The organism is Stenotrophomonas sp. (assembly GCF_031995405.1).
In the GTDB taxonomy this organism is placed as follows: domain Bacteria; phylum Pseudomonadota; class Gammaproteobacteria; order Xanthomonadales; family Xanthomonadaceae; genus Stenotrophomonas.
In genome coordinates this window covers 1-11,896 of record NZ_DAMAGC010000128.1, presented here as the reverse complement: position 1 = coordinate 11,896, position 11,896 = coordinate 1, and the positions used below count along the sequence as shown (strand labels likewise).

Here is an 11,896-nt window from a genome sequence, read left to right as displayed (position 1 = left end):
GGTGCGATTGCCGGTGGCGTCGTAGGCATACGTCTCGATCGCCACGTCGGTGGCGGCGTCCCTGGTCTGGGTCAGTCGACCCAGTGTGTCGTAGCCGTACTTGGCCAGGACACTGGTGCCTGCGCCGTTCCTCAGTTCGGTGATCGCACCGACCGGGTCGTAGCCGTAGCTCAGCGAAAGTCCGCCTGACGCCGGGTCATGTACGGCCTGCGGTCGATAGTCGAGGTCGAGTGGGCGCTGCAGTTGGCGGCCATTCCCATAGGTCCAGCCCGTGGCGGGGCCGAACGCAGCGTGCGTCACCTGGCTCACAACAAGCTGACGCGCTTGGCCGGGGCGGATCAGGCCGATCTGGCTGATGCGGCCTTGGCTGTCACGCACGTAGTCTGCGACGCTGCCATCCGGGTATGTCAGCGACGCCAGTCGCCCCGCCTTGGTGTACGCATAGCGCAGCGTCGTGGTCACACCGTTGACGGTCTGCACCTTGCGGGTGACCTGGCCAAAGCGGTCATGGCAGTAGGCGGTGCTACCGCCCGCGTGGAGGACGGTGCCGATGCGCCCGTTTGCAAAGCGCTCGTCGGCTGCACAGACACTCGGCGCGATGTCGTAGCTGTAGCCGACGTCCAGGTTGGGGTCCGGATAGGCAATGCCAGTGAGACGATTGAGCGCATCGTAGTGATAGGTGGCAGTCACGCCACGCGCGTCCGTGCGCGTCTTGCGGTTACCGGCAGCGTCCACGGTAAAGACGGTGGTCCCGGTATCCGGGCTCACCAGCGTGGTCTGGTCACCAAAACCGTTGTATGCGTAGGTAGTGTGCAGCCCTTTGGGATCGGTAACCTCAGTGACCTGATCCAGCGCGTTGTAGCGGGTACGGATCTCGGCTTCGATACCGCCGACATCCTGCAGGGTGCGCGCCAGGCGATTGAGCGGGTCGTGCTCCCGGGCCGTCACCCGCTGCAGCGCGTCGGTGATCGATTGCGCATTGCCGTTGACGTCGTAGACGAAGCCGGTGGCGTGGTTGCCCGCGTCCTTGTGCATGATCAACTGGCCCAGTGTGTTGTACACACTGGCGAGCGTGCGGCGCAACGTACCGCCTGCGTCCACGGTATCTTCCTTGAGGCGATTACCCGCGTTGTCGAGCGTGTAGTGGATGGTATTGCCCGCATCGTCGGCGATGTCGGTCAGGCGCTGGGCGGCGTCATAGACATAGCTCACGCTGCTGCCGTCCGGTGCGGTGACCTGATGGACCAAGCCGGTGGGCCAGTAGCTCATCTGGGTGCTGCGGTCATCGGCTGCGGTCGCACCACGCACGGTAGCGGTCGCCAGCCAGCCGCGCGGGTGATAGGTGTAGTCGGTGACCACGCCGTTGGCGTCCTTGACCGAGACCGGGCGACCTGCGCTGTCGTAGGCCAGCGTCTCGACGCTGTGCCCCAGGGCATTGGTGATGCTGCGCAGGTCTCCCTTGCGGTAAGCACATGTTGCGGGCGAAGCCGCGCATGCGGCGTCATCCACCGCAAAGTAGGTGTAGGTGGTTACATCGGCGGCGTCCTGGCGTGGCCCGTCGACGGCCTTCGGTAGGCCTTCGATGGGACACGCGCCACCCGCCAGGGCGGCGTCTGCCGCCTCGCAGTAGGTGAAGGTGGTGGTGCGTGTGTCGCCGGCGGCCAGGTCCTTGATGACCATGCTCACCGGCTGCAGCCGCGTGTTGTACGCGTAGCGCGTCTCACGGTTGCCCACGGTAGCGGCCAGCAGCACGTTGGTCGCCTGATCGCGTACTGTCTGCGTGATGCGCTGCTCCGGCAGACCCACCGCCTCTGTCATCGTGTGACGGCTGGCCGGCTGGCCGGTCACCGCGTCGGTGATGTCCGCGTAGGCGTGGGTGGTCTGGACGTCGTTACGGTCGGTCAGCGTGGCAAGGCGCTGGCGGAAATCCACGGCGGCGGCATTGTAGGTGCGCGCGACCACGCCGCGGGTATCGGCCAGCGCGGTTACCTTGCGCGGCGGTGCCGCTTGCCCACCGGGGGTGAGCGCGTAGTTGGTCTGGTGGCCCAATGCATCGGTAACCAGGGCGCCACCGCTGCTGCTGTAATCGAGCGTCACGCCGTCAGCACCACCCGCATGCTGGCTTGAGATGACCCTGCCAAGGGCGTCATAGGTAAAGGTACTGTAGCGCTGCCCGTCCTCGGCGGTGATGCCGGTGAGATGGTGCGGGAACCGCCCATCCTCATAGTGATAAGTGCGCACACCGCCATCAGCATAGGTGACATTGGACACCTGCCCTGCGGCGGTATAGGCGTAGGTTGCCATGGGCACTCCCTCCACCTGCACCGACGCGATATGGGCCTCGTAGGCATCGCTGGCGTACGTGAACTCCAGCACCCTGCCACTACTGTGCCCCACTGCAACCAGTCGTTCCCTGTCGTCATACAGATAGGTGAGCGTGGTGCCGTCCAGACTGCGGGTGGCGAGGACGCGACCGGCCGCGTCGAAGGTTGTGGTCTGGTGCCCGGTGTAGAGCGTCCAGTTACCATTCTGGACCAGTCGATCGCCGCTGCCGTCGGTGGCCTCGAAGGCGGTGCCGACCTTCTTGAACGGCCGCTGGTAACCCGTTCCCTCGATGAGGCCCGCGCTGTCTGCACCATCAGTTACCAGCCGGATGCCGAGCGAGTGTGTCCAACCATGCCCGAACCCACCCAGCGTGGTGGACACGCCGGAATGGTAGAAGCGCGTCAGCGCGATCCAGCCCAGGTCGAAGTCTGGCGCGATCTCGTACTTCTCGCCGGTCTTGACGTTGCAGGGGTTGCCGACGTTGCCATCACACGCGCCGTTGACGTTCTGTGCGGGTGAAGACGCGAAGCAGCTTCCTGCACCGCCATTGCCCTCGCACACGTCAGAGGTGGATGTGATGGTAGCGAGGAATTCTTCATTGACGCAGGCTTCTTCCTTGTTTGACCACTGTGTGTAGCGGACGGGGCAATCGAGCCTGCGGGTGCGCGTCAACTGGATCTCGATCGCGTAGTACTCGCAGGGATCCTCTGCAGAGTTTTCGCCGTCCGCGGCCAGTCTTTCGAACGAACGGAGTTCGAATGTCTCCTCAGATCCCGGGAATGCTGGAATCCATGGCCCGGCTGGCGTCAGCGTCTCGCCTGGACAAAACGGGTTCTTCTGCCATGTTGCATGGTAGGCGGCGATCATTTCCGCTTCCGTCGTGTATTTCTGCATCCCATATGCGAGCATGTAGCCCCACTCGGGATCCGACGGCTGCGCTTTGCCCATCCAATACGTAATGTCGGTCCTGCCGTCGAACGTGATGTGCTGGCTCTTGATCTTGTCCACGGCGTTCCAGCCATCCCGCGCCTCAGGCGGAACACCAGGAGGTGCCGGCAGGCCCTTGATAGCGGCGACCGCCTCCTGCTGCGTGCTGTAGACCGTGGACTGCCCGCCAGGACTGGAGATTCGCCACTCTTTGCGGCTTTCCTGGGCCGATGCCGGCGCGATGACGCAGCAACCGATAACCAACGTGCACACCAGGGAGCACAGGGCACGCATACCGGCACGTCCATTTGCCATGGATAAGTTCATCCTGAACCTCTTATTGAATTTTGGTAGGCAATGCCGAAAATTCACTCGCGTTGCCACGCGTGGAATCACAGCATCGCAGAAGACCTTGCGTGGCAATTCTTTACTTGAATCAAGTACGCGTCAATTGACTGCGATCACATTCACTCGATAGGAATATCATCAAACCCGCGCGACGGGGCGGTCTGTCAGGCAGCCACTCCGATGCGTCCTCAGGTGAAGCCACGTCAAAGCGCATTCAAAGCGCCTCCGCTAGACTCCGGCTTCCCATCCGTGAAGGTGCGTTCATGCCAAGCCGCATTCGTCTTTCCCTTCTTTCCGTGGCCACTGCGCTGGTCCTTGCAGGCTGCGGCGCAGGCACTGAGTCCGCACCGGCCGCCGCCACGCCCACACCCTCTGCACCCGCCGCGGCACCCGCCCCCGCTGCAGCCGCCGAGCAGCCCGCAGCGCAGCCCACCACCGCACCGGCCCCCAGCGCAGAAAGTGTGTTGACCGCCATCAGCGATATCGACGGCGGTGGCGCGCTGAGTTACGAGGTGGAAAACGGCAGCAAGATCCATTATTGGCATGGCCTGGAATTCCAGGCCGATGGCAAGCGCTACTACACTGGCTTTGCCTGGTTCACCCCCACCCGCTACGGCGCCGACCGCCAGAGTGGCCGCATCGATCCCGCTGCCAAGGTGACCCTCGCCCATGCCACCTACGTGGCCGATGGCAACAACGCCTGGACGCTGCAGGGCAGCGAGCCGTACATCGGCGAGTTCGGCCAGGCCGAGCAGGGCAATGCGATCGACACGGCCCGCAAGCCGCAGACCTTCACCACGGCATCCGGGCGTGTGTTGCTGGCACTGCCGACCCGGGCAGGCAGCGGCGATGCAGCCGGTCCCGCGTTCGACGTGCTGGTGTTCAACCCGCACGAACTGCAAGGCACCAAGGAGCGCAAGTGGACCTACCTCGGCACCGTGCCGGCCACTGCGGCGACGCCGTTGGAGCTGGTGCCGGTGGACGGCTCGGACCTGCCGGCGCTGCGCGTGAAGGCGGCGGGGGGTGACAACGCCACCGAGTACCGTTACGATTCGAGCCATAACACCTACCGGCCGATCTCCCGGTAGCGGACCCAAGGATGTGGTCCGGATCGGCCAATACGTGACAGCGCTTGCGCTGTCGCGTGGCACGCATGGAGATCGCGATGCATACGGACACTACCCGGGTCGGTCCGCGGAAGACATTTCTTCACTCCGCACTCACCCCCTTCAATTGTCTGGCCATGACCGGCCAGTACCGCCCCGCGCACGTCAGCCATGACGGCGCCGCTTTGTCGTTCCCGTCGTCCAGCGCGCGCGTCGTGCGTGGACCGGCAGCGGCTTGGGAGCACGACGCCGGGCGCTTCTTTTCCTCATCGGCCGCGGCCGATTTTCCCTGAGACGACACCATGCCTACCGCCCCTGAACAGCCGGCTGTGATTTCCGTTGCGCGCTCCATCCGCGCCCTTCCCGCCCGCCATGCCCTCTGGCTGGGCGTGTGCCTGGTCGCCGGCCTGACCGCCTGCAAGGCGCAGCCGCCCGCAGGCGAGCCGTCTGCAACGCCCGCAGAGTCCGCTGCAACGTCGCCGGCCACCACCACTGCCGCTGCCGCGCCCACTGCCGCCGCGCCGGTGGCGCTCAGCGCCGAGCAGCTGCAGGCCGTGGTCGATGGCATGCTGCGCAAGGCGTACGGCGAAAAGGCCTTCAACGCCACCACCGGCTGCTGGTCGCACAGCTTCGAAGGCGCCAACGACACGCTGGACTACTGCATGAAGCCGGACACGCCCAAGGTCGTGGCCGCCGCCTCCGGTACCCAGGTGTACTTCCAGACCTACAGCGATCCCAACGCGGACACCTACTCGCTGGTGGACCCGGGGCTGCGCGGCGCGTTCGCCGCCACTGTCACCGCCGATGGCAAGTGGACGCCGCTGGCCGCCACCGCGGCCATCGACCAGGGGCAGGCCGGCGACTGTGGCTGCCGCGACGCGCAGCTGGTCCAGGTCGGCCCGGATCGGCATGGCTGGCTGGGCACGGCCGGCGGTACCTGGCAGGGCGTGAGTGTCACCCAGTACACGTTGCTGGTGCCGATCAACGGCACGTTCCGCGATGTCTCGCGCATCGCGCAGAGCACCGAAGACTCGCCGAGCGAAGTGGTAAAGATCCAGATCGACCCGACCGGCACGCCGGTCGATGGTTTCTATCCCATCAAGGCGACCCGCCAGGGTGATGGTGCAGCGGCGGCAACGTCGGTGATTGCCTTCGACCCCAAGCAGCAGGTCTACCCCGGGGCGCGGTAACGCCTCATTTTGATGTTCAGCTGAATCACTAAAAGGAAACTTGCTATGTCAAATCGGGACGAACGCTGGGCAGCGCACCGGCAGGAACTGGAAGCGGCGGCCAAGACGGCCGGGATCGACGTGGACGTGATGGTGAAGATCGCCGGCTTCGAGTCGGGCTTCAATCCGAACGCGCGGCCGATCTCCACCTCCAAGCCGGAACTCAACACGGTCACGCAGTACGACGGCACCAAGGCCATCTCCTCGGCGCACGGCTACGGCCAGTTCCTCAATGGCACCTGGCACGACATGGTGGTCAAGTACGGTGAAAAGTATGGCGTGGCCAATGCCGCCGACATGACCAAGGAGCAGACCAACTCGCCCAAGCTGCGCGAGAACACCAAGCTGCAGGCCGGCATGCTGGCCGAGTTCACCCGCGAAAACATCGACCGCGCCTCGCAGTACGGTGGCAAGGATGTGGACGCCAATGTCTACGCCATGCACAACCTGGGCTCGACCGATGCGGTCAGCTTCCTGTCCAACCTGCGCGACCACCCCAATGCGCGCGTGGACAGCGTGCTGAGCAGCAAGGTGATCTCCGGCAACCCGGCGCTGTACGGCGATGGCAGCATCTCGCTGCAGAGCGCCTATGCCAAGATGGGCGACCACATGGATCGCTACCAGGGCTACGCCGACGAAGCCAAGCGCGGCTTGCCGAGTGGCACGCTCAGTCACAGCGCCGCAGCGCCGTCGCGCGCCGCACGTGATCCGATGGCCGACGGCGTGCTCTCGCCCAACGAACGCGGTGCACCGGTCGAGCAGCTGCAGCAGCAGCTCAACGCGCTGGGTTACACCGACCGCAACGGCAAGGCGCTGGGCACCGACGGTTCCTACGGCGACAACACCCGCCATGCGGTGGAGAACTTCCAGCGCGACCACGGCCTGACCGTGGACGGCGTGGCCGGTCGTGACACCCTGCAGGCGCTGCGTTCGCAGGCGCCCGAACACGCGCAGGCCGCGCAGGCGCAGGCACCGGCGGCGGCAGCTGTGGCTTCAGGTGCCGCCGCCGTGGCAGGCACCGCCGCTGTTGCGGCCACCGCTGCACCGGTCAAGGCGGCCGAGGCCACCGCGCCCGCGCAGCCGACCGCACCGGCGGCACCGGCGGCCGGCGGGGAAGGCATCTCGCTCAACCGCGCCTACGAGTTGACCAAGGAATTCGACCACGTCAAGTACGGCTTCGGCGACAAGAAGCCCGAGTCCGGTGCAGTGGACTGCTCCGGCTGGGTGGTGCGCCTGGCCAACCAGAGCATGGCCGAGATCAACGAAAAGGCCGGTCGCGATGTGTTCACCAAGGCCGACCAGTTCAGCCCGGGCTTCGACCACGCCGCCGGCATCATCCAGAAGGCCTCCGAGCGTTCGGGCAACCTGATGAGCGGCTAGGAGATCACTGCCAACTCGCTGCGCGAAGGCATGATCATCGGCGAAGACAACGGCGCCAAGGGCTGGGACCGGGGCCGTTTCAACGGCATCGATCACATCACCATGGTGGTGCGCGATCCCACCGACGGGCAACTGAAGGTGAGCCAGTCACGCAGTGGCGAAGGCGTGGAGATGATCCCGCTGCAGGGCTACCTGGACCGCAAGCACGCGCGCGGCGTGGAGCTGTTCGCCACCGATCCGCTGTCCGCCGGCCGCGACCTGATCAAGGACGGTGCCTCGCGCGCCAATGCCGGCGAGCGCGCCCCTGCAGCGAACGCTGCACCGGGCAAGGCCGAGCCGACCTCGCCGTCGCACCCGACCCTGCGCGAAGACAGCCGCGGCAGCAACGTGCATGCCCTGCAGGAATCGCTCAACAAGCTTGGCTACACCGACCGCAACGGCAAGCCGCTGGACGTGGACAGCAAGTTCGGCGCGCACACCGAAGAAGCGGTCAAGGCGTTCCAGCGCGACAAGGGCCTGAGCGCCGATGGCGTGGTGGGACCCAAGACCCATGCCGCGCTGGACCAGTCACGTGAGCAGACCAAGGCGCCGCAGGCAGAGAAGGAAGGCAACAGCGTGCTCTCTTCGCTGTTCAATGCCGCGCGCGAAGGCAACGCCGACGGCATGCGCAACGCGCTGGCCGGCCTGGCCGATTCGCCGGCCGGCCGCGCTTTCGCCGAAATGCGCGACAACGTGCAGCAGCAGTTGAATGCACGCCAGGCGGAGCCGGCCGCACAGGCGCCGGCCGCACAGACCCAGCCGGCGCCCGAGCGCTGAGGCAACCGCACCTGCAACACGGGTAGGGGCGCCATCGCCGAGGACCAGGATGTCCTCGGCGGTGGCTTTTTACGTTCAGGGCCGAACGAAGCCGTGTGGGTGCCTGAAGTGCAGCAATCAGCCGCAACGGCCAAGGCGTTGGTAGCGCTGCTTCACACGCAATCCGTATTGGCCACACATACCTGTTCCAGCCTTGGGGACTTGTCACCTTCGGACAGTCCCGCCATGCCACTGCATATCCTCAATCGGTAGTTTTCCTGCGTACGTAATGGGAGGCCTGCTCTCGCCGCTGTGTGCCTGATGCTTGGGCTACTAGCGGCATGCGGCAAGGTGGGTAAACCTCCCGTAGGTGTCGACGTGCTGAATGCGGATGCGCATATCGAGATCGCAGACCAGGCGGCGATTCTGCCGATTGTGGCAATCCGTGGCTATGCGACCGCTCAGCAGGCGTACGCATTGAGCACACAAGGCGATTCAGCGGACAGCGCCGCCGAGCACGCGCGCTTTCTTCGCGAGGCGCGCGATGCAACCGCACCGCGTCGTCTCAGTCGACTCTCGATGCGCATCGGCATGGACGGAGCGGCCGATACGGGTGCGCAATGGCACTGCGGTCATTCGTGTCCGGCGCGGGTCTACGGTGCCGTCGAAGGGCGCTACCACACCGTTGTCGTGAGGCTGGGCGGCGAGCCGGGCGCCATTTGGACCGTGCCTGGCGAGTGGATACCGGTGAACCCCTTGAGGCCAGCCGACAGGCACGGACGGGCCATCGCCTTGTTTGTCACGGCCGCGCTGGGCAGATTCGCGAACTATGCCGCGCTCAGGTTGGGCATGCCCGGGTTACGCCGCCCCGGCGGTCAGCAGGAAGCTTTCTTCGCCGGCCGCGCGGTGCGTGCAACGGACGGGGAAGGCAGTTCGGCGTGCGTCAACGATGCAGCCAGCATCAGCGCGGTAGTTCCCTGAACCCACACTTCATTCACATACCGGTCAGTTCAATATTCAGGAGCGATTGGGACGACAAATGAATAATTAACACCTGTCGACCGCCCTTCTCTCCCCTCCCCGGAGGGGCGGTCGACGAAACCAAAATAATTAAAGGTGTGTCCCGATATGAAGACTTCTTTGCTTGCCCTGGGTCTGCTTGCTGCCCTGCCGTTCGCTGCTTCGGCAACCGATGGCCTGTCGTACAACTACGTCGAAGGCGGCTACGTGAACACCGACGCCAAGGGTGGCGACGCGGATGGTTGGGCGGTGAAGGGCTCGGTCGCCGTGGCGCCGAACTTCCATGTCTTTGGCGATTACAACGCGCAGGAAACCAAGCACGGCAGCAATGACGTGGACCAGTGGAAGGTGGGTGTCGGCTACAACTACGGTATCGCCCCGACCACCGACCTGGTGGCGCGCGTGGCTTACCAGAAGTTCGACCCGAAGCATGGCCTGGACTTCAACGGCTATTCGACCGAAGTGGGCGTGCGCAGCGCGTTCACCCCGAACATCGAAGGCTACGTGATGGCCGGCTACGAGGATTACAGCAAGAAGCACGGCATCAACCCGGACGGCGAGTTCTACGGCCGCGTCGGCGCCCAGGCCAAGTTCAACCAGAACTGGGGCCTGGCTGGCGAAGTGAAGCTGGCCAAGGGCGGCGACAAGGAATGGTTCGTCGGTCCGCGCTTCACCTGGTAATACCGGAACACCGCGGTACGTTGTTGGATGGCGCGGTCTCTCTCCCCTGCGCCATGAAGCCCGGCTCGCGCCGGGCTTCACTTATGCAAGGCCGCCGTGTTTTTTTGCGGACGGCAGCCGACCAACGGTCGGCTCTACCCCCCAATGGCGACGCCCTCGTCGGTACGCCACGCAGAAACCCGGCCTTGTGCCGGGTTTCTGCGTTTATGGAGTGGCGACCCGTGGGGTAGAGCCACGCCATGCACGGCTGCGGCCATGCGTGACACGCGCGACATGCGTGCCATGCAAAGAGCGAAGCGCATCCACGCATGGCGTGGATCTACACGGTGATCTCGGTGAGGGTTGCGGTGGATTGCACACCTACAAAAAACCCCGGCGGTTGCCGGGGTTTTTCATGGATCACTTGAACAGCGTGTCCGGATATTCCGGCTTCTGCTCGCGGGCCAACAAGGCACGCAATCCTTCTTCCGGCGTCTGCTCGCCGTGCAGGACGGCACGCACCCGATCGGAGATCGGCAGGTCGATGCCGTGGCGGCGGGCCTGGCGCATGACTTCGTCGGCGGTCTGCACCGATTCCACCACCTGGCCGATCTCGCGCACCGCGTCCTGCAGCGACTGGCCACGACCCAGCGCCAGGCCTAGGCGACGGTTGCGCGACAGATCGCCGGTGCAGGTCAACACCAGATCGCCCAGCCCGGCCAGGCCCATCAGGGTCTCCGGCTTGGCGCCGATCGCCGCGGCCAGGCGCAGCATCTCGTTGAGGCCACGGGTGATCAGGCCGGCACGGGCGTTGAGGCCCAGCTGCATGCCATCGGCGACGCCGGTGGCCACGGCCAGCACGTTCTTCATCGCACCGCCCAGCTCGGCGCCGACCATGTCGTCACCGGTGTAGGCGCGGAAGGCCGGGCCGTGCATCGCATCTGCCACCTGCTGGGCGAACTCCGGCGCGTCACCGTGCACGGTGATCGCCGTCGGCAGGCCCAGGGTGACTTCCTTGGCGAAGGACGGACCGGTGACCACGGCCAGCGGCACGTCCGGTCCGAGGACCTCACGCGCCACTTCATGCAGGAAGCGGCCCGAACCGGGCTCGAAGCCCTTGGTCGCCCAGGCCACGCCGGCAGCGGCTGGACGCAGCGGCGCCAGCGCGCGCACGGTTTCACCGAAGGCGTGCGACGGCACCACCACCAGGATCCAGGTCGCGTCGCTGACCGCAGCGGCCAGGTCGGTGGTGGCGCGCAGCGAGGCCGGCAGGGGAATGCCCGGCAGGTAACGGGTGTTCTCGTGACGCTGGTCGATGGCCTCGACCATGGCCGCGTCGCGCCCCCACAGCACGGTCTGATGACCGTGCCGGGCGAGCAGACTGGCCAGCGCCGTGCCCCAGGAGCCGGCGCCGAGAACCGCGATCTTGTCTGCGTTGGTGCTCATCGATACGACAGCAGCGCCGATCAGGCGTTGCCGGCCGGCTCGGAGTCGGCCAGCGAGGTTTCACCCTGCTCCTGGCGCTGACGCAGGGTTTCCGAGTACAGGCCTTCGAAGTTGATCGGCTGCAGGAAGAACGGCGGGAAGCCACCGGCCTGGATCAGCTCGCTGACCAGCGAACGCACGTATGGGAACAGGATGTTCGGGCACTGGGTGCCGAGCAGCACGTCGATCGACTGCGGGTCCAGGCCGACCAGGCCGAACACGCCGGCCTGCTGCACTTCGGCCACGTAGGCGGTCTTGTCGCCGGCCTTGCAGGTCAGCGTCACGGCCAGCACGACTTCAAAGGCGTTCTCGCCCAGGCGCTGCACGCGCTGGTTTAGGTTGAGCTGCAGTTCCGGCTGCACGGCATCGTTGAACACGGCCGGCGCGTTGGGCGACTCGAAGGAAACGTCCTTGACGTAGATCTTCTCGACGGTGAACGCGGGGCCGGTGACGGCGTCGGCCGGCGCGACGGCGCCGTTGGTGGTCTCTTCGGACATTTCCTGTAGCTCCAGAAATTAAATGCAGTAAGTTGGATTGTTACATGCCCTGCGATGGGGGCGTGTGGCGCCGCGCACAAGGCGAGCGGCGCGATCCGGCGAAAATCAGTTGCGGCCCTTGACC

Annotated in this window: 9 protein-coding genes; 6 read left to right on the top strand and 3 right to left on the bottom strand. The window is 65.5% G+C overall.

What is annotated here, in order from left to right; translation table 11 throughout:
* Positions 1–3,546, bottom strand: a 3,546-nt coding sequence (locus tag RTO53_RS16985) for a DUF6531 domain-containing protein (RefSeq protein WP_312238905.1), incomplete at its 3' end; no start/stop codon positions are given.
* 515 nt (positions 3,547–4,061) lie between these two features.
* Here RTO53_RS16985 and RTO53_RS16980 point away from each other — a divergent pair.
* The 6 genes from RTO53_RS16980 to RTO53_RS16955 all read left to right on the top strand — a co-directional run bounded on the left by RTO53_RS16980 (position 4,062) and on the right by RTO53_RS16955 (position 9,811).
* Positions 4,062–4,688, top strand: a complete 627-nt coding sequence (locus RTO53_RS16980) for a hypothetical protein (RefSeq protein WP_312238904.1) — start codon at positions 4,062–4,064, stop codon at positions 4,686–4,688.
* A 320-nt stretch (positions 4,689–5,008) separates the two neighbouring features.
* On the top strand, positions 5,009–5,896 hold the full coding sequence (locus RTO53_RS16975; RefSeq protein WP_312238903.1) for a hypothetical protein: 888 nt from the start codon (positions 5,009–5,011) through the stop codon (positions 5,894–5,896).
* A 45-nt stretch (positions 5,897–5,941) separates the two neighbouring features.
* Positions 5,942–7,315, top strand: coding sequence for a peptidoglycan-binding protein (locus RTO53_RS16970; protein ID WP_312238902.1), 1,374 nt, complete (start codon positions 5,942–5,944; stop codon positions 7,313–7,315).
* Positions 7,316–7,345: 30 nt separating this feature from the next.
* Positions 7,346–8,131 (top strand): peptidoglycan-binding domain-containing protein, encoded by a 786-nt coding sequence (locus tag RTO53_RS16965; RefSeq protein WP_312238901.1) that lies wholly within the window; start codon positions 7,346–7,348, stop codon positions 8,129–8,131.
* Between the two features lie 357 nt (positions 8,132–8,488).
* Positions 8,489–9,091: a hypothetical protein gene (locus RTO53_RS16960; RefSeq protein WP_312238900.1), complete on the top strand. Its 603-nt coding sequence runs from the start codon at positions 8,489–8,491 to the stop codon at positions 9,089–9,091.
* 147 nt (positions 9,092–9,238) lie between these two features.
* The gene (locus RTO53_RS16955) at positions 9,239–9,811 is read left to right on the top strand and encodes an Ax21 family protein (protein WP_312238899.1); all 573 of its coding nucleotides are present in this window, start codon (positions 9,239–9,241) and stop codon (positions 9,809–9,811) included.
* Positions 9,812–10,210: 399 nt separating this feature from the next.
* Here the strand turns inward: RTO53_RS16955 and RTO53_RS16950 are convergent, their stop codons facing one another.
* Positions 10,211–11,236 (bottom strand): NAD(P)H-dependent glycerol-3-phosphate dehydrogenase, encoded by a 1,026-nt coding sequence (locus tag RTO53_RS16950; RefSeq protein WP_312238898.1) that lies wholly within the window; start codon positions 11,234–11,236, stop codon positions 10,211–10,213.
* Between the two features lie 20 nt (positions 11,237–11,256).
* On the bottom strand, positions 11,257–11,772 hold the full coding sequence (secB, locus tag RTO53_RS16945) for a protein-export chaperone SecB (protein ID WP_312238897.1): 516 nt from the start codon (positions 11,770–11,772) through the stop codon (positions 11,257–11,259).
* Between the last annotated feature and the right edge of the window lie 124 nt (positions 11,773–11,896).